A 22,984-nucleotide genomic window follows, 5' to 3' on the forward strand; every position below is an offset into this window, starting at 1 on the left:
AGTGAACAGATTCTTAATTCATTTTGTCAACTCTTTCCTTAAGCTCTTTGCCGCATTTGAAAAAAGGAAGTTTTTTTGGAGGTATTTTAACTTTTTCTCCAGTTTTTGGATTTCTTCCTGTATAGCTTTTGTATTCCTTGATATAAAAGCTGCAAAGTCCTCTTATTTCAACTCTTTCGTTGTTTGCAAGGGCTTCAGTCATTGAATCAAAAAAAATTTGCACTATTTCTGAAGCTTCACTTTTAGTAAGATTTGCTTCTTTTTTTAGTTTTGAAATCAGTTCCAGTTTATTCATTTAACCTCCAGGGTAATAAGTTCTTTAAAATCAGATGCATTACATAAATGGCAGATAAGAATAAGTCAAGTAATGATAGTAGTTGAGTCCAAAAATTCTATGTCGGCTTCATTAACTTCTGTATATGCATACCTGCCTAAAATATCTATTTGGACAATTACTCTCATTTTTCCAGTTTCTTTTTCAAAGATACCTTTAACACCTGTCATCCCACCTTTTGTTATAATAACAGGCTGCCCTTTTTTATAGCCATGGCCTGTGAAAATTTTTTCTTTAGACTTAGAAAGTAAAATTAAAGATTCAACTGCCTCGGTTTTTACAGATACAGGGCCTTTGTTTGTTCCTATCAGTTTTACAGCTCCTATGGTTTTGAGAATTTTAAGTCTGCTTTCTGGAGAAGAATCACATTGAACAAAAACATAGCCAGGAAACATAGGAACTTCAATTGTTTTTTTTCTGTCTTTTCTTTTGCTCAGCTTCAGAATTAAAGGAAGAAAAACATTAATATCTTTTTTTAAAAGCTGATTTTTTACAACATTTTCAAACTTGCTTCTTGTATGGAGTACATACCATTTTTTTTCTTTAACCTGATTGCAACTCATTTTATCTTCCATTGTAGTAATAGTCAATTTAGGTACAAAGTGTTAGTAACCAAAGATTGATTAACCTCATACTGAATTTTATAATCTTTGTTGTTTTAAAAAACTTAAATTTAAAACCCTTGCTTTTTAATTTTTTGAGGATTCAGTAATGCTTGGGTAAATTCCCCCAAAGTTTTTAAGGTTTATAATAAAAGAAACCCTTTTTTCTTTTTCATCTTCTGAGTAAAAGATTCCCCCATCCCAACACTGTGAAATATAATGAAACCCAATTTTTTTATCATATTCATTTTTTTCTATATCATCTTCCATATAGATTCTTTCATAAGAAGCATAGAGATTTAAGGAAGGCGAAACAACAATTTCTCCAGAAATTACAGCTGACTTGTTCTCTTCGTGGGTATATCTATGTTCTAGCCTGAGCTTTGAACCTTTATCAGATAAAATATTTAGGGCAAAATTTCTTTTGTTTATCATATATTGATAATGATCATACTCTCCTGTAAATTCAAAATTTAACTGGCTAAAAGGAGTAAACTTAAGATATGCACTAAGTGGCTGGAATCTTCCGTGTTTATACTCATCACCTGTATTATATATAATTCTATCATCAGCCATTTCATATTTTTGAGAAAGGCGAAACCTTAAAAACTCATGGTAATTATATTTGTTTTCATTAGAGTTATCAATTGATGGAAGAATATTTTTGGAAGTAAGTGTCTGAGTTAAAGCAAATTCAAATTCATTTTTTTCTTCTATTCTGTCAAAGTCTTCAAATTTAGGTAAGTCTCTTTGATCCTTTTCAGGAATAAAATGATAATTGAGTTCGGGAACTATTGTATGTCTTATTTTTTTGATTTTATCCCCATAAATATTATAGACTTTGTAAACTGAAGAAGAAGTTTTTAATTCAAGGCCATAGAGCTGCCTGAATGATTTTTCAAAGTCTTCATTTTTATCGGGATTTTCTGTGTACCATAAAGTTTCATTTATATAGGCTCCAGGCTCAATATATAAATAGTTGCCTAGATTAAAAGGAAGATAAACTGAAGGAGTAAGGTTTATCCTATGACCTTTTTCACCGTTTATTCGGTGGAAATAATTGTAATCAGTAGCAAAAGATGTTTGTAAGGGCATGAAATCATAGGTTGTTCTTGGGCTGTACAATGAAAGTCTTGGAAGTTTTTGTACTGTAGAATTCTTTTTGTCTGTTTCCTTTACTATAAGGTCGTCCATCCATAAAAATTCAGCTTCAAAAATGTTTTTACCAAAATTTTTTGAAGAATATATTCTGTTTGTTCTTTTCATTTCATCATCTGGTTCAATATTTCTGCTGAAATTTTTAGTAAAGACTTTTTCTGTGAAATCATAACTCATATAACCACTGTCAAAATCTTTTAAATAATCGGGATCACTTGCCAGATCTATATCAATGCTTGTTTTAAATCCCGACTTGGATAAAAAATCAGATTTCATTCTAAACCAGTATCTGTCGTGATTTTCAATTTCAGGATCTTTAAACCTTTTTTCATTATATAAATAAGGGTCATTATTTATCTGGTCGTAAAGAATTTGGCTGAAACTATGGGCTGAATGCTTGTATCTGAATTCAGCTCCTGTCCTGTTGGATCTTTTTTCCAAAAAATTATAATATAAGGTAAGATCTGCTTGATCTGAAAGCACAAGATAAAGAGGCTGGTTATAATCAAGTCCGTCTGTGCTTGAATAGTCAACCTGGGGAATCAAAAAACCTGATTGTCTTTGTGTTTTTACCGGGAAATATAAAAAAGGGAAATAAAACAAAGGCCTGTCCATTGTGTTCAGCCTCATATTAAATGCATAGCCATATCCGTCTATTTCAGCCTTGATTTTTTTTGCTTTAAATTCCCAGTCTTTTTCAGGATTATCACACGAACTTATTGAGGCATCTTCAAAAACATAGGTTTTTTCAGATATTTTTTCTATTTTAGACCCTTTGATGTAAAAATTAAGGTCGCTTATAAATATCTTTCCATTTCTTATTATTCCTTTATTTGTAGAGTAGTTGAAAAAAATCGAATCTCCGGTAAGTGTTTCATTTTTAGTTTTGAAAAGGGCATTGCCTGTAACACTTACTATAGTTGAATTTTGATCTATAAAAACATGGTCACCTTTTATTTCTTTATCTTTTCCTTTAACAACAACATTTCCTGACGCTTTGACAATCTTAAGTTTTGTATCGTAATAAACAAAATCTGCATTGGTGTTTATTTTTTCACCTTTTTCAAATAAAGTTTGAGTAAAACCGTAGTTTTTAAAGAAAATGAAGATAAAGATGTAAAATGAAATTATACTTTTCTTTGCCATATCCTTGCTTTTTTTTAGTTTAAATAATAATTTAAAACGTCCTTATCAGCTTGGTAAAAGATTAATTACCAAGCTTTTTTGTAAAGAACAATTATTTCAATTAGGAGGTGCTAAATTAACAGCGGTAAATTTATAACACTATGCGGGGGCGAAGGTACAGGAAAGTCTACCCAGGCAAAAAAATTATTTGATTTTTTTCAAGAAAAAAACATTCCCTCTGTTCTTACAAAAGAGCCTGGAGGTACAAAAATTGGGATGATGATAAGAAAAATCCTTCTTTCGCCTGAAAATTCAGAAATTGGAAATAAGACCGAGCTTCTTTTGTATCTTTCAGACAGAGCAGAGCATTTTGAAAAGATTGTTTTACCTTCACTTGAAAAAGGTGAATTGGTTGTTTGTGACAGATTTATTGACAGCACTTTAGTTTATCAGGGAAAAGTAAGAAAAATGGGAACCAGGTTTATAAACTCAGCCCATGAATATATTTTAGGAGATTTTCTTCCTGATTTGACCTTGATTCTTGACAGTAGACCTGAACTTTGTCTTGAAAGAATAAGTTTAGATAAAAATTCAGGAATCAGAAATGAAGATGAATCAAGATTTGATAATGAAAAGCTTTCATTCCATAAAAAAATTAGAAAAGGTTTTTTAGAGCTTGCTGAAGAAGATAAATACAATAGATTTGTTCTTATAAATGCAGAAAAAACAGCTGATGAAGTTTTTGAACAAATCAAATCTGTAATTTATGAAAAAGGAATTGTTAAAATTTAATTATGATCAGTCTTATTTTTCCATACACTAGGTTAGAAAATCCTGTGATTGATAAAGCAGCAGATGATTTTTCTAATCTTTCATTGATATCTTTTGATAAAAATTCAATTGAAATTGACGGGCTTTATTCAAAAATTTTTAAGTTGCCCCAAAGTTTATTTGAAAATATCAAAAGACTTGAAAAACATTATCTTTTAAACGGGATTTACGATAAAAACTTTGATTTTTATCAGTTTAAATTTAATGAAGAAAATGAATCCGAGCTTCCCGAGTTAATAGTAAAAGAACTTAAGTCCGGAATTTTAAATAAAAATTTAAAAAAAATAGAAGACAAACTAGTTTTATCAGGACTTTTTTTAAAATTGTTTGAAAAATATGAATTAGACAAAAAACATATAAGCTCATCTTTTGCCAGTATTCAAAAAAAAGAACAGGAACTTTTTAATTCTCTTAGAAACAATAAAAATGAAAAATTTATAATACCTGAAAAAATCAATAATAAAATTTCACCAGATTTGATTGAAAAACAAATTAAATCATGGCTTGATTTTTATTTTTATCTTGATTTTCCATCTTTTAATTTAATTACAGATAAAATTGAAAATATAAATATTCTTTTAGAAAATGGATTTAAACTTGAAAGCCAGGGTTTGGATTCAAAAGGCTTTAATACCTGGATTTTGTCATTTGATTTAGAATATTTGAACAATAAAAACTTGGTTTTTCAATCAAAATCCCAGATATTTGATCATAAAAAAGGGAAATTGAAAATCAAGGTTGTCAGATAAGACAGCCTAACTTTTTTTATATTTTAAAACTTGGCAAAATGATTGACAAAAAAGAAAAAGAGAGTATAGCTTCAAATAAAAATTTAAATACTTTGAGGATTTAAATTCAAAATATAAAAACTTTGGCTTAAAATTTAATTTGTGTTGACATGGGGTTTTTAAAAATTATAAAGAACCCTTGAAAAAGCACCCTTTAAATTATGGGTCAGAATATAAAACAATTTTTAAGAAGGAGGAAGAAGGTTATGAGTTTTAATCCAGTAGTTGATCAGGAAAAGTGCACAGGTTGCGAAGAATGTGTAGATATCTGCCCAGTAGATGTTTATGAGATTGTTGACGGTAAATCAGTTCCTGTTAACGCAGAAGAGTGCGTTGGATGCGACAGCTGTGTTGAGGTTTGCCCTGAAGGTGCAATTACAATAGAAGAATTATAAAAATATTCCCGGAGTTTATTTGATTTTTAAATGATTTTTAAATTCCGGGGAAATTATAATCTAATCAGATAAATTTTATTATTTTCAGTGTTACAAATTTATGAAAAGTTATGTTGTAGATTCTTTAAACCACAAAGATATTTCATCAATTAAAAAGGTTTTAATAAAAAGATTTGGAAATCCTTTCCTGGATGAAGTTTTCCAGGTAACCTTAGACTCTTCAGTTTTATCTTCCGAACAAAACAAACATAGCAACTGCAGTCCTCATTTTTTTTCTTTGAGTCTTGAAAAAGACAAACTTGTAGCTGAAACTCTTGTCCGCTCCAAAAAAACAATGAGATGTTCTTGTATGGGTTATGCTGACAGCCCTCAGATTTTATGGCTTATTGGACTTATTAATGATATCCTTTCCGAAGCTGGAGTCAGAATTTAGCCAAACTGAATCAGTTTTTATAAACTTTCGTGTTTAATATATTCTCCCAAGCTTATTTTTATCTTTCAGTTAAATAAAATTTAGAACCTGACTTTTAAGGTTTTATTTTGATTTTTTTGAATAGATAAAACTATATCATTAGCGTAATGCTAATTTATTATCAAAAACTTTGAAAGGATTTAAAATGCTTAAAATAGTTCCTCTAGGGGGGCTTGGAGAAATCGGACTTAATATGATGACTGTCGAGTACGGCGGCAGGATATTAATTATTGATTGCGGCTTGATGTTTCCAGAAGATTATATGCTTGGGGTAGATATAGTAATTCCCGACTTTACCTATATTCGAGAAAATATAAACAAAATTTCAGCCCTTATCCTTACCCATGCACACGAAGATCATATAGGAGGAATTCCCTATCTTTTAAGAGAGGTAGATTGTCCTATTTATGGAACTCCTTTTACTATTGGTATTGTCAAAAACAAGCTTGATGACTTTAATCTTCCGATTGATTATGATTTGAGAAAAATCGATATTCATTCAACCCTTGAAATTGATGATTTCAAAATTGAGTTTGCCAGAGTATCCCACTCCACCATTGACGGGGTGGGAATGATGATTGAAACTCCTTTGGGCAGAATAGTTCATACAGGAGATTTTAAAATCAATCCTTCTGTTATCAATGACATGTCAACTGATATCAATAAGTTTGCCTCTTTTGGAGAAAAAGGGGTTTTATGTCTTTTGTCTGATTCAACAAATGTTGAAAAAGAAGGGCATACCATTTCTGAGGCTGAGGTGGGAGAAAGCCTTGAAACTCTTATTTCAGGAAGTCAGGGCAGACTGATTGTGGCTCTTTTTGCTTCAAATGTTGCAAGAATCCAGCAAATAGTGAATATTGGCAGGAGATATGGAAAAAAAATTGCTTTCAATGGAAGAAGCATTGAAACAACTGTAAAAGTAGCTAAAGAAAATGGATATTTAAGAATCCCTGTTGATATGGAAGTTGATATTCATGAGATTGGCTATATTAGCAATTCTTCAACAATGATAGTTACAACAGGAAGCCAGGGAGAACCCATGTCTGCCCTTGCAAGAATGTCTGAGGGAAGTCATAAGCAGCTCAAAGTACAAAAGGGCGACACAGTGATTTTGTCGTCAAAGTTTATACCTGGAAATGAAAAGGCTATTAATTATATAATTAATAACCTCTATAGACAAGGGGCTCATGTTGTATATGAAAAAATAGCCAAGGTTCATGTATCAGGTCATGCTTATAGAGAAGAACTGAAGATGATGCTCAATCTTGTAAAACCCCAGTATTTTATTCCAATTCATGGAGAATACAGGCATCTTTTTCATCACTCAGCTCTTGCTGCAGGAGTTGGAGTTTTAGAATCAAATATTTTTCTTGTTGAAAACGGTCAGGAAATAATTTTTGATGAATTAGGTGGAAGGCTTGGCCAAAATGTTTCAACAGGAAGAGTTCTTATTGACGGCAAGGGAATTGGTGATGTAGGAAGAAGCTTGTTAAGGGAAAGAAGGGTGTTATCAGAGGACGGAATAGCTGTTGTGACTATGGTTATTGACGAGGAAACCGATGCTATTCTTTATGGGCCTGAACTTGAGTCAAGAGGGTTTGTTTTTTGCAATGAAACAGGACATCTTCTTCAGGATGCCCAATGTGTTATTCTTGAAGTTGTAGAAGATATAGAAGCTGGCACTCCAAACAGAACAGAACTTATTAAAGCCAGACTTCAAAAATCTTTAAGGCAGTATTTCTATTTTGCTATCAGAAGAAAGCCGGTTATTATTATAAAAATAATGGAGGTTTAGTAAAATTCGTATGAAAAGGGAAATCGCAGGTCTTTTTTTGTTTTTTTTATCTGTGTTTATCCTTCTTGGATTTTTAAGCTATTCCCCTTATGATCCTTCCTTTAATAACTCCGTATTTTCAATTAAAATCAAAAATTATGTGGGAATTGCAGGGGCTTTTTTCTGTGGTTCTCTTTTTGATTTTTTTGGACTTGGGGCCTTGTTTATTCCTGTTTTTTTATTTATTAAATCTTTTTCCATGTTTAACAAGGATTTTAAGTTTTTATCCACTCCTATAAGTTTGTTTGGGAGTTTTATTCTTGTTGTTTCCTCGGGCTCTTTATTTATTGGATTTAATTCTTTTTTAAAAATACCGGACTATCCAATTTTTTGCGGATTTTTAAAGGCTTTTCTTGAGAAATATTTAAATTCTGCTGGCTCTTTAATTTTTCTTATTTTTCTTTTTCTTACAGGAATTTTAATTACAACAGGACTTAGTGCAAAAATTTTTTTATATATCCCAGTTTTTTTTGCTAAAGTTCTTTTTTACATAAAAAAATGGGGCTTTTCTTTTACCTTGTTTTTAAAAGAAAAATTAAAGTTTAAAAAGAAACCAAAAATTAATCATCCAATAGTTTCTCCAAAAACAAATTCTCCAAAAAAAGAAGTACAAAAGAAATCTTTGCCAAAAACTATAAATAAAAAAGAAAAATCAGATAAAAACAAAAGTTTTACCCTGGAAAAAGGAGTTCTTCTTCCTTATTCTTTTCTTGAAAAAGTTGAAAATATCGACAATCTGGAGTCTGCTTCTGAAGTTGAGAAAAAATCTGAAATTTTGGTAAAAAAGCTTCTTGATTTTGGAATTAACGGTGCAGTGGTAAATGTTTTAAGAGGTCCTGTTGTAACAACCTTTGAGTTCAAGCCTGCTCCTGGTGTTAAAATAAGCAAAATTTCAAATTTGGCCGATGATCTTGCTCTTGTTTTAAAAGCAATGAGTATAAGAATTGTAGCTCCTGTTCCTGGTAAGTCGGTAATAGGAATTGAGGTTCCAAATAAAAATAGATCCTCTGTTTCTTCACGTGAAATTTTGCAGACTAAAGAGTTTATTGAAAGTAGTTCTCCTTTGAGTATAGGTCTTGGAAAAGATATTGAAGGAACTCCTGTGGTGGTAACTCTTGAAAAAATGCCACATCTTCTTATTGCAGGGGCAACAGGAGCTGGAAAAAGTGTTTGTTTAAATATGATGATCACCAGTTTTTTGTACAAATCGTCTCCAGAGCATGTTAAAATGCTGATGATAGACCCTAAAAGAATAGAGCTTTCAGTTTATGAAGGAATCCCCCATCTTCTTGCTCCAGTTGTTACAGATATGAAAAAGGCAAAAAATGTTCTTTTTTGGGCAGTAAGGGAAATGGAAAGAAGATATGAGCTTCTTGCCCTGGAAAAAGCCCGTAATATTGGACAATATAATTTAAAAATTCAAAAGAAAATAGAAGATGAAAAAAATAAAATAAAAAATGAAAAATCAGACAAAGTTTACGAAAAACTTCCTTTTATAGTAATTATAATTGATGAACTTGCAGATCTTATGATGGTTTCTTCAAAGGAGATTGAGTTTGCTCTTATACGACTTGCACAAATGGCAAGGGCATCTGGAATTCATATGATAATTGCAACTCAAAGACCTTCAGTTGATGTTCTTACCGGAATAATTAAAGCAAATTTTCCCACAAGAATTGCTTTTAAAGTTTCTTCAAAGGTAGACTCAAGAACAATTCTTGATGCTAATGGTGCTGAAAAACTTTTAGGTCAAGGGGATATGCTTTTTTTACCGCCTGGAGTTTCAGGTATAAGAAGAATTCACGGTTCTTTTATCTCTGACAATGAGCTTGAAAAAGTTATAGAGTTTATTTGTGACTCAGGAGAACCTGAGTATAATGAAGAAATTATAAACAGTGATTTGGAAACTTCTGAAAATGTATTTGGAGGTGGCTTGAATGAGGCTTCCAATGATGATGATAAAAAATACATGGAGGCTGTTAAGCTTGTCCGGGAAAAGAAAAAAGTTTCTATTTCAATGGTTCAAAGACATTTAAGAATAGGCTTTAACCGGGCAGCAAGAATGATAGAGCAAATGGAAAAAGATGGGATAGTTTCCAAAGGAGACGGTTCCAAACCCCGTGAAGTTATCAATTAATATTAAATAATTAAGGAAAATTACGCTGATGTATAATCTGGAAGTTATAGAAAAAACCAAAGGTTTTCTGGATTTGGAGGAAGGTGAGCTTTTATATGAATATGCTCAAAAAGCTTCGGCTGAACTTGGTCTTCCAGGACTTGAAATAGGAAGTTATTGCGGAAAATCGTCTTTGTATCTTGGAGCTGGATGCAAGAATGAAAACAATCTTATGTTTTCCATTGATCATCACAGAGGTTCAGAAGAACAGCAAAAGGGCGAAGAATATTTTGACGAAGACCTTTTTGATAATAAAACCCAAAAAATTGACACCTTGCCTTTTTTTAGAAGAGCTTTGAATGATTCAGAGCTTGAAGGCACAGTAGTTCCAATTGTGGGTGATTCCCATTTGATTGGAAAATTTTGGACAACTCCTCTTTCTTTTTTGTTTATAGACGGAGGACATTCCCTTGAAACAGAGTTTGGAGATTATCTTATCTGGTCATCCAAAATTGCCTGGGGAGGTTATCTTTTTGTTCATGATATTTTTGACTCTATCCATGAAGGAGGGCAGGCTCCAAGGTTTGTTTTTGAAAAAGCTATTGATTCAGGCCAGTTTGAGTTTGTTGAAAGAGTTAAAACCCTTGGAATATTAAGAAGAACCAATGGATTAATAAGTGAAAAAATAAATAAAGATTATTTAGAAATCATATCTTAAAATAAGGTTTAAAGCCTCCTGGGCATCGTTGGAGGCTTTAGTCTCATCAGAATAGGGCTCAGCCACTTTAAAATTTTCTGTTTCATTAAGCCAGGTCTCCCAGCTGTAAATAAGACCTGCACTAAAAGAGTCGCTGATTTTTTTTCTTAAACCAATTGATAATGCCATTGCATTACCTTCGTATCTGTACCTGTTTTCAACTTCTCTTGTTCTATGATCTTTGTCTCTTACTTCAAAATCTTTTTGATAAAAGGTAAGGTTTGAATCAATATAGATGTCTTTGTTAATTGCATAGGAAAGATCCATTCCTATGTAAATTGAATTGGTTAAAGACGATGAGGCAGAAACTGAAGAAGGAACCAGCTTTTCTGAGTCTGCTGAGTCCACATTAACTGATGATTCAGACTGAAAATCATTTTTTCCCCTTGAGATTTTGTCTTCAAGAACTCTTTTGAACCTAAGTTTTGGAACAATTTCAAGCTTTTTATCATTGATATTAAAATCAAACTTATGTTTTATTTTTGCATCATAACTTCCATGGGGATTGATCTTGTATAATTCTTCATTTTTAAAGGGCTCTGAAGGTGGGTGAAATTTAGGTAAAAAACTATCAGGATCAAAAGGATTTACAAAAAAACTGTCTTCATTTTTAGCAGTTGTTTCGTCATAGAAATAGTTCTCACCTCTAAATTCTTCTGCAAAGCAAAAGAAAGATAGGTTTATTGTAATTAATATAAATGCTATAGCAGAAGTCAATTGTTTCATTTTGTTTCTTAAATTTAAATTTTTACTAATAAAATTATTATAGTGTTTTCTGTAAAAAAAACAAGTCTCAATATAAAAAAATCAACAGCTGATCAATAATAATCAAGGTTTAGAGGTTTTTGAAATTTCAAAATTGATTCAGATTGCATAGGGGTTGATTCTACCCTATACAATTTGTTTTCTTAAATTTTTAAGCTGTCAATTAAGTTTTTAATAGCTAAAGCTGATTTTTCAAGGGCTTTTTTTTCATCTGGTTCAAGTCTTATTTCAATGATTTCTTCTATTCCGTTTTTCCCAAGTTTTACAGGAACTCCCATAAAAATTCCGCTTATCCCATATTCACCTTCAAGGTAGGCGGCACAGGGCATAATTTTTTTCTTGTCAAATAAAATAGCCTTTGTCATTTCAACTGCAGAAGAAGCAGGGGCGTAGTAGGCACTTCCTGTTTTGAGAAGACTTACTATTTCAGCTCCTCCAGTTCTTGTTCTTTCTACAATTTCTTCAAGCCTTTTTGGTTCAATCAGTTCTGTTACAGGAATTCCTGCTATGGTTGTAAATCTTGGAAGAGGAACCATTGTATCCCCATGCCCGCCTAGAACAAAAGCTTCAATGTTTTCAACTGAAACATCAAGCTCCATTGAAATAAATGTCTTAAATCTTGCTGAGTCCAGAACTCCAGCCATTCCTATCACCTTGGTTTTTTTAAAACCGCTTGTTTTAAGAGCAATTTGGCACATGGCATCAAGTGGGTTGCTTATAATAATCAGGGTTGAATCAGGAGAATTTTCAGAAATTTTTTCAGTAACTTCCTTCATTATTTTTGAGTTAGTTTCAATCAGTTCATCTCGGCTCATTCCAGGTTTTCTTGGGATACCAGCAGTTATAATAACAACATCAGAGTTTTTGGTGTAAGAATAATCCGAAGTTCCCATTATTTTTGAATCATGGCATTCAATGGGAGCAGCCTGGCTGAGGTCAAGAGCTTTTCCTTTTGGCATCTCTCCATTAACATCAACAAGCACAACATCGGATAATTGTTTTTCCGCAAGTCTTTGAGCCGCTGCAGCCCCCACATTCCCTGCTCCGACTATGGTAACTTTTCTATTCATTATTCCCCTCTTAAAGTTTAATTTTACAGATATTTTTATTTTATGAACTCTCATTATATAAAATGGAATGAATTGGCAAGGTTTGCTATTGTTTTAAGATTGAAAATATATTAATTGTTATTTAACTTTCACAAAGCATGGAGTTTAATAATTTTATGACTCTAAAGAAAAAAATATATTCAATCAACAAAGAAGCCTTGCTTTATTATTCTCAGGGAATGTATGAAGAATCTCTTTTGAAATACAAAACCCTTCTTAAGCTTGTTTCTAAAATTAGAGGTTTGAAAAATAAAGAGGAAATTAAAAAAAAGATTGATGAAAAAACAGTAGAAATAAAACAAAAGCTTAGTTTTTATGAAAGAGAAGGGGTTAATACTGAACTTTCAGATTCTAAAAAAGAAATAATTAAAAAACTTTTTTCTGATGCGGAAGATGATCCTGAGCATAAAAAATTTGAAGAAGCTCTTGCACTTGCAAAGTTTGGGCAATTCAGTGATTCAATAAAAGAAATGACCCCTTTTCTTGAAAATAGAAAGCTGAAAATAGATGCTGGGAGAAATATAATCAGATGTTATGAGGCCATGGAAAAAATTGAAGATATAATTCCTCTAGTAAATAAGTGGAAAGAAAAATCTTTGTTTTCTGAAAAAGAAGTTCTTCATTTCATAGAATCTTCAAAAGCAAATGCTCTTGTTGAAGCTGATTCAGATTCCAATGAATATTTAGAAGATTCCTGCTCACCAGAAATAATGGAAATCGATTCTGTGGGAATTAAGTTCAGCGGAAGCGAAAGGTTTGACTCTGATCCCATTGAACTCGATGTAAGTTTTCAAACAGGAAACCATCTCAGCCTGATTATCTCCAGCAAGGAAAAGGGAATTATTGATAGCCTTGATGTAGGCGTAAAGCTAAAAGATATGTGTTTTTATTCTCCAATAGCTGTTTTTAAAAGCACAGGTATTATTTTATCAAAACATCAGATAGGCAGCGGGCCTAAAAAAGGTGACTGGTGTTTGGATCTGGAAATTAAAAACCCCAGTTAAAGGAATTAGTTAAATGGCTGTATTTAATATTCAAACTCGGGAAATTGAATGTAAAATTGTTTTTTACGGGCCTGGGCGCGGTGGTAAAACAACCAATCTTGAATATATTCATAAAACATTTAAAAAAAATATCACCGGAGATCTGGTTTCAATAGATACCCAGGGTGATCGAACTTTGTTCTTTGATTTTTTACCTATAGGTCTAGGTAAAATAAGGGGTTGTGAGGTAAAAGTTCAACTTTTTACAGTTCCGGGTCAACCCCAGTATGCATCAACAAGAAAGCTTGTTTTAAAGGGAGCAGATGGGATAGTTTTTGTAGCTGATTCTTTAAAAGTTCAGAGAAAAAATAACATCTTATCCCTCCAGGATCTTCACGACAATCTTAAGGAATACGATAGAAATATTTTTAAAGTTCCCCTGGTCCTTCAATATAATAAACGAGATCTGCTTGACCAGGGTTTACCTCTTCTTGAGGTGGAAACAATGGAAAAAGATTTAAACAGGCAGCTTAAGGTTCCCTCATTTCCAGGAAGTGCAATCAGAGGTGACGGGGTTGGTCAAGCTTTAAAAAAGTGTCTTGAACTCACCCTTGAAAATCTTCAAAAAGAGCTTAATTGGGCTGGTTGATAAGTATGATCGTAACTAATTTATTATCTGGCAGTCTTGGCTTTATATCTTTTGCAGATGTTTTGCAGCTTCTTGGATCAACTGCTTCAAGCGGTATTCTTGAAATTACTGATGATAAAGACTTAAAAGTAAAAATTTTTTTTGAAAAAGGCGAAGTTGTTCATGCACAGACAAAAGAACTAAAAGGCGAGCCAGCCTTTTTTCTGCCTTTTTCATGGAAGAAAGGCTATTTTAAATTTTTATTAAATAGTACAGATTTTGAAAAATCCATAGAAAACAATCTTACAGGACTGATACTTGAAGGCTTAAGATTGCTTGACGAAGGAAAATTATCACCTAAATCAGATATCACTGACTTTGGTGAAGATATTCCTTTCTTAAAGGGCAGGTTTATTGATTATAGTGAAATAGTGGATGAAGAATATTTTGAAAAAGATGAAATGATTGTAAAAGAAGGCAGGTACGGTTCTTGGATTTGGGTGATTCTTGACGGGATTGTTCAAATTAACAAAAGTTTTTCAGGAAAAAGCATTCCCATTGTCCAGCTTGGCAGAGGCGGATTTATTGGAAGCCTTTCTTCATTTTCAAGGGGGGACAGACCAAGAAGTGCCACTGTAAAAGCAATTTCACCGGTTCAGCTTGGAGTGCTTGATGCCCAGTCTCTTTCCAAAGAATATTCAACATATTCTGATTTACTGAAAGCATATTTTATCTCAATAGATAATAGACTGAGAAAGATAACAAACGTTTGTGCCCGAATTTACGCCAATGGAATAAGAGAGGTTTCCAACAAAGAACAATTAAAAAACATTATTCCTGAAAAGCTTAAAAATAGAAATCCGGGAATAGTAAAGTCTGGAACAGCACAGCTTTATTTAGAGTGTTCCGGTAAATTTCTTGATCTTGGCAAAATTGTAAAAGGTGAAATTGTTGGAGAACTTCCTTTTGTAGAAACAAAAAATGATTATAGTTTTTATCTTGAAGGTGACAAGGATTTTTCCATAGAAATTCTTGATAAAAACGAGCTTAATAAAGAGTTTTCAATAATGTCTGAAAACATAAAAAAAATGGCGGAGTTTACAGGCTCAAGCTTATCAACCACAACTTTGAGACTGGCTTCAAAACTTACGGTATTATGCAAAAGATAAATTAAGGCAGGTTGAAAATGAAAGTGGAAAGAAGGAAATATCCCCATAGGTCAGAATCAGCTAATCTTGTATATTTTGCAATATTTTATCCTGATAAAACTTTAAAACAACAGGGCATGGGAAAAACTATCAATATAAGTGAGGGCGGAATTCTTCTTGAAACCCATGAAAAACTTATTGATGATCAATTAATTTCTTTAAGTCTTGGACTTAATAATGAAACTGTTGATTTAGAGGCAAAACTTGTACATTTCACCAAAAATAAAGAAGGACTTTATCATTCAGGCCTTTCTTTTATAATAGATTCAATTAAAAAAACTGAAGCAATAAAAAAATACATAACTATATTTGAACAAATGAAATAAATTAAATTATGAAAACTATTCTCGGTGTTATTTCCGATACCCATATGTACAAAGCTGACAAAGAGCTTGAGTTTTTAAATGAAATTGTTTTTAAAAATGCATCAAAAATCATTCATTGTGGAGATCTTGTTTCTCTTAATGTTCTTGATGGGTTTTCAAATAAGAAAGTAATAGCTGTTTCTGGTAATATGGATGGTTCCAATGTTAGAAATGTTTATCCTTTTATTGAAAAAATAACTGTTTCAGGAGTTAATTTTCTTATTCTTCATGGAAACGGGTACTATTCAAACTTTTTTAATTCACTCCAAAATGAATTTCCAGACTTCAATGTTTTTTTATATGGACATACCCATAAACCTTTAATAAATAAAATCGGCAAAAATATTTTTTTTAATCCAGGTTCTTTTTCATATAACAGAGTCAAAGACCCTTCAAGAAGTGCAGGGCTTATTGAAATTGAAGATGAAAAAGCAGTTTTTAAAATTATTGATCTTTCAAAGATTTCACAAAAAAAATTTACAATTAAAGAGGTTTTAGATGTCAGACACAATAAAGGAAACTTTTTTTAAGGATTTGAATCTTGTAAACCAGGGCAAAGTCAGGGATCTTTATGACCTTGGTGATTCAATTCTTATGGTAGCAACAGACAGAATTTCTGCATTTGATGTGATTTTACCAAATCCTGTGCCAGAAAAAGGAAAGATTTTAACCCAACTATCATTATTCTGGTTTGATTTTTTAAAAGACATTGTGCCGAATCATCTTATTTCAGCAAATATAGACGATTATCCAAAAGAGTGCCTTAAATACAAAGCTCAGCTTGAAGGCAGAAGTATGCTTGTAAAAAAAGCTAAGCCCTTTCCTGTGGAATGTGTTGCAAGAGGTTATATTTCAGGTTCGGGCTGGAAGTCATATTTAAAGACCAAAGAAGTTTGTAAAATTAAATTGCCGGATAATTTAAAAGAATCAGACAAACTTCCTGAAGTGCTTTATACACCTTCAACAAAAGAAGAAGTGGGCACCCATGATGTAAATATTTCCTTTGAAGAGTCCGCAGCTCTTATAGGAAATGAAAATGCAAAAAGATTAAAAGAGCTTACCCTTGAAATATATAAAAAAGCTTCTGATTATGCTCTTACAAAAGGGATAATAATTGCAGACACTAAATTTGAGTTTGGAATTTATGATAATGAAATAATTTTAATTGACGAGGTTTTAACTCCTGATTCTTCACGGTTTTGGCCAAAATCAAAATATTTACCAGGCGGTTCCCAGCCAAGTTTTGATAAGCAGTTTGTAAGAGACTATCTTGAAAAAATAAATTGGGACAAAACTCCTCCAGCCCCTTATCTTCCTGATGATGTTATAAATAAAACTGCAGATAAATATAAAGAAGCCCTTTTAAAAATTGCAGGTGAAAAATATGCAGTTTAGAGATATCTCTATTAATGATATTGACTTTAACTATAGTTTGTTCAGGCTTTTTCCTGTGGAAACAAAAACTTTTAATAATCTTTTTTTAAATATTGAAAAGCTAGGGGTTTTATCTCCTCCTATTCTTATTGAAGATAAAAATTTAAAAAAGTTTATTGTGGTAGATGGTTTTAAACGTTTGCTTTCAGTCCTAAAATCAGAGAAAAAAAATTGCAGCTGTCTTGTTATGGATTATAGTGCTGACTCTTTTTTAAAAGGATTTTATTTAAAGTTTTTAGATAAAGAGATTGAAAATTTTGATGAATCTTTAAACTTTTACGCTAAATCAAAACTTTATAAAATTCTTTCAGGAATAAATGAAATTTTTCCAAAAATTAATATTAAAGCTGAAAAAGATTTTTGGTTTGGCAAAAATAAAGACTTTATCAATAAAATCATTTCTTTTTCAAAAGCCCCTTTTTATATCCAAGATGCTTTTTTAAAAGGAGTAATTGCTCTTCCCCTTTTATTTGATCTACTAAATCATGAAGAAGATGAAATAAAAAGCATCTTGATCTTTTTTAAAAACTTATCACCCAACCTAAACAGACAAAGAGAACTTCTTAATCTTTTGGAAGAACTGGCCCATATTGAAGATAAGGATATTTCTGAAATTATAAATCAAAATAGAATAAATCAAATTATTTTAGATGAGAAATTGTCTAAACCCCAGAAATTAAACATTATTATTAAGTTTTTGACAGAAAAAAGATATCCTGAAATGATAAAATTGAAAGATAAATTTCAATTACTTGCTAAAGAATCTGGATTTGAAAAAAATCCTAAAATAATTCCTCCTAAAAACTTTGAAAACATTGATTTCAAAGTTGAACTTAGCTTTAATAGTCTTGAAACTTATATTAATTTATGTGAAAAGATGAGTGAAAATATAAAAAAAGGCTATATAGAAAAGTTTGTCAATCTTACTTAGTCTTTTTTAATTCCGATTTTAAAAGATATTTTTACAATCGAAAATTTGATTTCATGGGTTTAATTAAATTTATTTACAATTTTAAAGAAAGAAGGGTAGGAAAATGAAAAAAAGTTTTATTTGTTTTTCATTGGCTTTTACCTTGTTCTTTGGGTCAGCAACTTTTGCTTTAGCTTCAGACATTCTTATTATTGCAAACAAAGGAGTATCTGAAAGTTCTTTATCAAAAGATCAGCTTCAAAGAATTTTTTTGGGTAAAATGTCAAGATGGGAAAATGGAGACAGGGTTTATTTTTGTCTCTTAAAAAATGAATTACTTGATGAATTTACCCAGGATTATCTGGGACAAAATTCTTCAAACTTTGTAAGATATTGGAAAAAAGAAGTTTTTACAGGAAAAGGCTCAATGCCTCCTTTTTATGAAAAAGATGAAGATTTAATTCAATATGTATCCCAGAAAAAGGGAGCAATAGGCTTTGTTTCATCTGGTGCAAATACAGACAGTGTTAAAGTTATCAGTGTGAAATAATTTTGTAAGAAATTTTTTAAGGAGGTAAGCAATGAAAAAATATATTAAATATTTGCTGGCAATTTGCATTGTATTTACAGCTTTTTCTGTGTCTGCAGTTGAGTTTGGTGATATTTCAATGGGAAGTAATGTTGAAATTCATGGCTTTATTTCTCAGGGTTATATGCAGTCCAGTCATAATAATTTTTTTGGTGAAACTGATGATGGAACAGCAGAATTTTCTGAGGTAGGATTTAACCTTGGTACTGATTTAGGTGATAATCTTCGTTTAGGTATTCAGATTTTTTCAAGAAAACTTGGTGAGTTTGGAAAAGGTGAAGTTGAAATAGACTGGGCCTATGGTGACTATAGGTATAAAGACTGGCTTGGTATCCGTGCAGGTAAAATGAAGCTCCCCCACGGACTTCATAATACAACAAGAGATATTGACTTTTTAAGAACAAATATTTTTTTACCCCAGTCTGTATATAATGAAGCCTGGAGAGATTCAGTTGCAGCAATTCAAGGTGGAGAAGTTTATGGTGATATCTACCTTGGAAAAGCTGGAAACTTTTCATATCAGTTCCAGGGGGGGATTTGTGAATTTGATGTAGATTCAGGAGTTGTTACTACCACAAAAGATCAATTAAAACTTAAGGGGATGGATTTTGATATTAAAGACTCAACCTCTCATTATGGAGCAGCTACTGGTTTGGTTTGGTCAGCTCCTGTTGATGGATTAAAGTTTTCCTTAACTGGATGGGTGGTAAATTTCACACTTAAGGGCGAGACAACTGTCGTTTCAGATGAGACGCTTAAGTTTGAAATGGAAATGGAAACAAAATCAAGACAATGGACTGGTTCAATTCAATATGAAATAGGGGATTTTATAATTTCAGGGGAATATTCAAGAAATTATTATGATTTCTGGAGTGAAGCCGATAAAATTGGAAATTCTCATGATAAATTGGAAACAGAAGGTTATTATGGAGCTGTTTCATATAGATTTACAGACTGGATGGAAATAGGGACCTATTATTCAGTATATTATGCTGATATAGATGATAAGGACGGAAAGTCGAATACAATAGATTCTAATCCTAGTAAAGCAGCTGGTTACAAAGATCATGATGCATGGCTAAAAGATCTTTGTCTTTCCTTTAAATTTGATCTTTCAGACAACTGGGTATTAAAAGTTGAAGGTCATAAAATGGACGGTGCTGCTATTTTGATGAAAGGAATAAATACTTTTGACGGTAAGCTTCAGACAGAACAAGATTGGTATCTTGGAGCTGCTAAATTAACATTCAGTTTCTAAAAAATCATATAAATCCGCTGAGTTTTTCAGCGGATTTTTTTTAAGCTGCTGGAGGTGGATTAATGAATAAGCTCATTAAAGTTTTTATGGGCGGTTTAATTTTTTGTTTTATTTTCATATCAACTTCATTTTCAATCCCTGTAAATTCAAATTCTGAAATCGGAAAAGCTCTTGATTTAACTGAAGCTCAGCTTGAAAAAGCTTTAAGTGAAATTGATAAGGCACTTGATGTTGTTTCAAAAAATGAAGAAAAAAAGAAAAGAAAAATAAGTTTTTTAGACCCTGTAAAAGTTTTTGATTTATGTGACAAATACTCAATGATTGCATATAAATCAAAGTATGAATCAGGAGAAGATGCAATTGTTGGTTTTTTGGTAATTAAAAATGATGAAGGCATTGAAATACATAGTTCTGTTCCACATTTGATCTGGAGGGGCAGTGCAAATATAAACTCTTTTAATTCAATAACTGATGATGTTTTATGTAAATATTTTAGAGATTATGGAATAAAAGATGTTTACCCAATTTACTCACAAATAAAACTTCGAGAAAAAATCAATTTAAAAGCAGATAAAAACCATACACATAGCGGCAATGATATAGTGGAGGGAATTATCAATGAAAAATTTATTGATGATTCAATAACAAGGGATTCTGAACTTGAAGAAGCTTTATCTAAAAAAGCTGATATTGCTATGATTGTAAGTTTAAGACAAGGTGATAAATCAGCAAGTGTGGATTCAGCTATAGTAAATCAGCTTCAGTCAAGAATAGCCCAGCTGGAAAAACAAATAGAAAAGCTAAATCTTATTTTAAGCGGTGTTGTTAGAAAAGATAATGAGATTTTTTTTAACAATGTAAATATCCATCTTGTTAATGGACTGGGTAAAACCGAATCTTCAAATTCAACAGGTAATTTAATAGTTGGCTATAATGAAAAAGGTAATATTTCTGGCTCCCATAATATAGTTGCAGGAACTTCAGTTAAAGCCAGCTCCTATGGAGGCTTGGTTACAGGTAAAAACAATAGTGTATCAAAACCCTATTCTGTGGCTGCAGGAGGAAACAATAACAAAGTAAGCGGTAATTTTGGAGTAGCAATAGGTGGCAGCTCAAATACTGCCTCAGGTATATATTCCACTGTGGCTGGCGGAGAAAAAAATAATGCAAAAGGCGATTTTTCAATAATTGCAGGTGGAAAAAATAGAAGTGTAGTAAATGAAAATCCTCATTTTATTCAATAGGATTTTTCTTTAGTTCTGGGGGAAAGTTTATGAAAAGCTGTAAATATCTTTTAATTATTTTTTTTCTAATTTATTCCTCTTTAGTCAGTGCTGGGGAGTACCATGCTTTTTTAATTGGAGTTGATAATTATCATGATTCCATGATCAAAGGACCTGGGACAGCAGCAAATGATGCCAAAGGACTTGGGGAGGTTTTAAACAAAAAATATGGGTTTAAAACAAAAGTTTATTCAGGAGAAAAAGCAACTAAAAAAAACATCTTGAATAAACTTGATAATTATTCAAAAACACTTTCAAAAAAAGATACTCTTTTTATTTATTTCAGCGGTAAAACCGAATATGATGCTTTTAGCAATGATTCATGGTGGATTCCCTATGATGCTTTTTATGGAGATACCTTATCATATATTGATTATTCAAAAGCTTCAGAAATTTTAAAAAAAATAAAATCAAATACTTTAATTGCAACAAATTCATCTCTTCCTCAAAACTATCCTTCGTATAGATATGGTAACTCTTATTCAGACTCAGGACTTGGAATTAAATTGATTTTAAATTCATCTGGAAATCAATCAGCTTCTTCTATTTCCCCGGAGTTCAGCATCTTTGGTTATTCTTTGATTCAAGCTTTAAAAGATTCAGATACAAAAGAAGTTTCTGTGCGTTCTTTATCAGAAACTGCAAGTAAAAATTCATCTGCCCAGGGGCTTAAGCTTGAATTAAAAGTTCTTGGTATTTCTCCTGTACAAAAAGGAGAAATCAAATTTGCCAATTTCTCTTATAAAAATCAAAAGGATCAGGTTCCTTTAAAAAAAGAGAAAATCAAATCTCAGGAGAAAAAACCTTCAGTTATAAATATTTTCACAAATCCAGGTGAGGCAAGTCTTTTTATAGATAATAAATTCAAAGGTAAAACTCCTGTTGAAAACCTTATTCTTCAACCTGGCTCATACAATTTAAAATTATCTAAGAAAGGTTATAAGGAAAAGATTGAAAATTTAAAAATTGATGAAAACAGAGACAAAAAACTAGAGTTTTTTCTTGATAAACTTATACCTGAAAAAGGAAGCCTTAGTATCAACCTAATTCCAGATACAGGCTCAATTAAATTTAAAAACAAGGAGATTAAATACAAAAACAAAATAAAACTTGATCCAGGTAAATATGAGCTTGTTTTGTCTTCTCCTTTTTATTTGGAAAAAAGTATAAAAGTTGAAATTTTGGAAGGACAAAATCTTGAAATTGATGAAAAACTTTCTCCTTTAATGAATTTTACAAATTCCATTTCCCAAAAATTTGTAAGAATAACAAAGGGCGAGTTTCAAATGGGTACTCCAGACAATGAACTTAGAAGAGATCCAGATGAAAATATTTTTGAGGTTAAAATCTCAAAAGATTTTTTTATAATGGAAAAGGAAGTCAGTCTAGGGGATTGGAAAAAATTTATTGAAGAAACAAATTATAAAACAGATTCTGAAAAAGAGGGCGGAGCTTTGGTTTGGATCGGATATAAATGGGATAAAAGCTGGAAATATTCATGGAAAAATCCTGGATTTGATCAAACGGACAAAGAGCCTGTAACCTGTGTCAGCTATAACGACGCTGCTGAATTTGCCAAATGGGTTTCTCAAAAAGAAAACTTAAATTATTCACTTCCAACAGAAGCTCAGTGGGAATATAGTTGCCGAGGCGGGAGCCAATCAACCTTTGCCTATGGAAATTGTCTTTTGGATACCCAGGCTAATTTTGCAGCAAATTCAAAAAGAGGGAATTGTCCTGAAGGTAAAAACAGAAACAGAACAATTGAAACCGGAAAACTTCTTCCAAATAAATTTGGACTTTATGATATTCACGGAAATGTAATGGAGTGGTGTCTTGATTTTTACTCTGAATATCCAAAAGGAAAAGTTGTTAATCCCTCAGGGCCGGCCACAGGTAAATTTAAAGTGGTAAGGGGCTGTGGATGGGAAACTGATATAAATAATTGCAGGGCAGGTAATAGATTTACTGAAAAGCAAAATACCTCTAAAAACAATCTAGGGTTCAGATTGGTTCTTCACCCATAAATCAGGAATAGAA

General features: G+C 31.8%; 23 protein-coding genes. 18 read left to right on the plus strand and 5 right to left on the minus strand.

The features are described from left to right. Positions 1–13: 13 nt before the first annotated feature. From RBR53_07585 to lptD, 3 genes are all read right to left on the minus strand, one after another. Entirely contained in the window at positions 14–295 is a 282-nt protein-coding gene (locus tag RBR53_07585) for an HU family DNA-binding protein (GenBank protein MDY0132514.1), read from the minus strand. 65 nt (positions 296–360) lie between these two features. Then, positions 361–897: a UpxY family transcription antiterminator gene (locus RBR53_07590; GenBank protein MDY0132515.1), complete on the minus strand. Its 537-nt coding sequence runs from the start codon at positions 895–897 to the stop codon at positions 361–363. Positions 898–1,023: 126 nt separating this feature from the next. Further along, positions 1,024–3,240, minus strand: a complete 2,217-nt coding sequence (gene lptD, locus RBR53_07595) for an LPS assembly protein LptD (protein ID MDY0132516.1) — start codon at positions 3,238–3,240, stop codon at positions 1,024–1,026. A 114-nt stretch (positions 3,241–3,354) separates the two neighbouring features. On the opposite strand from lptD, the gene tmk reads away from it, so the two are divergent. The 7 genes from tmk to RBR53_07630 all read left to right on the plus strand — a co-directional run bounded on the left by tmk (position 3,355) and on the right by RBR53_07630 (position 10,373). Then, complete coding sequence (tmk, locus tag RBR53_07600) at positions 3,355–4,011, plus strand: dTMP kinase (GenBank protein ID MDY0132517.1); 657 nt, start codon at positions 3,355–3,357, stop codon at positions 4,009–4,011. A 44-nt stretch (positions 4,012–4,055) separates the two neighbouring features. Then, positions 4,056–4,799 (plus strand): hypothetical protein, encoded by a 744-nt coding sequence (locus tag RBR53_07605; GenBank protein MDY0132518.1) that lies wholly within the window; start codon positions 4,056–4,058, stop codon positions 4,797–4,799. 245 nt (positions 4,800–5,044) lie between these two features. Continuing rightward, positions 5,045–5,233 carry a 4Fe-4S binding protein gene (locus RBR53_07610; protein MDY0132519.1) on the plus strand — a complete coding sequence of 63 codons (189 nt, stop codon included), beginning with the start codon at positions 5,045–5,047 and terminating at the stop codon, positions 5,231–5,233. Between the two features lie 100 nt (positions 5,234–5,333). Continuing rightward, complete coding sequence (locus RBR53_07615; protein MDY0132520.1) at positions 5,334–5,666, plus strand: hypothetical protein; 333 nt, start codon at positions 5,334–5,336, stop codon at positions 5,664–5,666. A gap of 184 nt (positions 5,667–5,850) precedes the next feature. Then, the gene (locus RBR53_07620; protein MDY0132521.1) at positions 5,851–7,500 is read left to right on the plus strand and encodes a ribonuclease J; all 1,650 of its coding nucleotides are present in this window, start codon (positions 5,851–5,853) and stop codon (positions 7,498–7,500) included. Positions 7,501–7,510: 10 nt separating this feature from the next. Beyond that, positions 7,511–9,676 carry a DNA translocase FtsK 4TM domain-containing protein gene (locus RBR53_07625; GenBank protein ID MDY0132522.1) on the plus strand — a complete coding sequence of 722 codons (2,166 nt, stop codon included), beginning with the start codon at positions 7,511–7,513 and terminating at the stop codon, positions 9,674–9,676. A 28-nt stretch (positions 9,677–9,704) separates the two neighbouring features. Then, on the plus strand, positions 9,705–10,373 hold the full coding sequence (locus tag RBR53_07630; protein ID MDY0132523.1) for a class I SAM-dependent methyltransferase: 669 nt from the start codon (positions 9,705–9,707) through the stop codon (positions 10,371–10,373). Here the strand turns inward: RBR53_07630 and RBR53_07635 are convergent. Together RBR53_07635 and mdh are read right to left on the minus strand one after the other, a co-directional pair. Next, positions 10,356–11,138, minus strand: a complete 783-nt coding sequence (locus RBR53_07635) for a hypothetical protein (protein MDY0132524.1) — start codon at positions 11,136–11,138, stop codon at positions 10,356–10,358. The two genes, RBR53_07630 and RBR53_07635, sit on opposite strands and share 18 nt — an antisense overlap. Before the next feature lie 182 nt (positions 11,139–11,320). Next, entirely contained in the window at positions 11,321–12,247 is a 927-nt protein-coding gene (gene mdh / locus RBR53_07640) for a malate dehydrogenase (protein ID MDY0132525.1), read from the minus strand. A 155-nt stretch (positions 12,248–12,402) separates the two neighbouring features. Between mdh and RBR53_07645 the strand changes: the two genes are divergently transcribed. From RBR53_07645 to RBR53_07695, 11 genes are all read left to right on the plus strand, one after another. Further along, positions 12,403–13,290: a hypothetical protein gene (locus tag RBR53_07645; protein ID MDY0132526.1), complete on the plus strand. Its 888-nt coding sequence runs from the start codon at positions 12,403–12,405 to the stop codon at positions 13,288–13,290. A 13-nt stretch (positions 13,291–13,303) separates the two neighbouring features. Further along, positions 13,304–13,918: an ADP-ribosylation factor-like protein gene (locus RBR53_07650; GenBank protein ID MDY0132527.1), complete on the plus strand. Its 615-nt coding sequence runs from the start codon at positions 13,304–13,306 to the stop codon at positions 13,916–13,918. 5 nt (positions 13,919–13,923) lie between these two features. Continuing rightward, complete coding sequence (locus RBR53_07655) at positions 13,924–15,066, plus strand: DUF4388 domain-containing protein (GenBank protein MDY0132528.1); 1,143 nt, start codon at positions 13,924–13,926, stop codon at positions 15,064–15,066. A 17-nt stretch (positions 15,067–15,083) separates the two neighbouring features. Further along, entirely contained in the window at positions 15,084–15,431 is a 348-nt protein-coding gene (locus RBR53_07660; GenBank protein ID MDY0132529.1) for a PilZ domain-containing protein, read from the plus strand. Positions 15,432–15,439: 8 nt separating this feature from the next. Further along, entirely contained in the window at positions 15,440–16,000 is a 561-nt protein-coding gene (locus RBR53_07665) for a metallophosphoesterase (GenBank protein ID MDY0132530.1), read from the plus strand. Next, the gene (locus RBR53_07670) at positions 15,969–16,865 is read left to right on the plus strand and encodes a phosphoribosylaminoimidazolesuccinocarboxamide synthase (protein ID MDY0132531.1); all 897 of its coding nucleotides are present in this window, start codon (positions 15,969–15,971) and stop codon (positions 16,863–16,865) included. The genes RBR53_07665 and RBR53_07670 overlap by 32 nt, the downstream gene beginning before the upstream one ends. Next, the gene (locus tag RBR53_07675) at positions 16,855–17,835 is read left to right on the plus strand and encodes a hypothetical protein (protein MDY0132532.1); all 981 of its coding nucleotides are present in this window, start codon (positions 16,855–16,857) and stop codon (positions 17,833–17,835) included. Before RBR53_07670 ends, RBR53_07675 begins: the two co-directional genes overlap by 11 nt. Positions 17,836–17,938: 103 nt before the next feature. Continuing rightward, complete coding sequence (locus RBR53_07680) at positions 17,939–18,364, plus strand: hypothetical protein (GenBank protein ID MDY0132533.1); 426 nt, start codon at positions 17,939–17,941, stop codon at positions 18,362–18,364. Between the two features lie 31 nt (positions 18,365–18,395). Further along, positions 18,396–19,661 carry a hypothetical protein gene (locus RBR53_07685; GenBank protein ID MDY0132534.1) on the plus strand — a complete coding sequence of 422 codons (1,266 nt, stop codon included), beginning with the start codon at positions 18,396–18,398 and terminating at the stop codon, positions 19,659–19,661. A gap of 62 nt (positions 19,662–19,723) precedes the next feature. Beyond that, complete coding sequence (locus RBR53_07690) at positions 19,724–20,905, plus strand: hypothetical protein (GenBank protein ID MDY0132535.1); 1,182 nt, start codon at positions 19,724–19,726, stop codon at positions 20,903–20,905. Positions 20,906–20,934: 29 nt separating this feature from the next. Continuing rightward, positions 20,935–22,971 carry an SUMF1/EgtB/PvdO family nonheme iron enzyme gene (locus RBR53_07695; protein MDY0132536.1) on the plus strand — a complete coding sequence of 679 codons (2,037 nt, stop codon included), beginning with the start codon at positions 20,935–20,937 and terminating at the stop codon, positions 22,969–22,971. Positions 22,972–22,984: the final 13 nt, after the last annotated feature.

The sequence above is a fragment of the Desulforegulaceae bacterium genome, assembly GCA_034006035.1.
Taxonomy (GTDB): Bacteria; Desulfobacterota; Desulfobacteria; order Desulfobacterales; family JACKCP01; genus JACKCP01.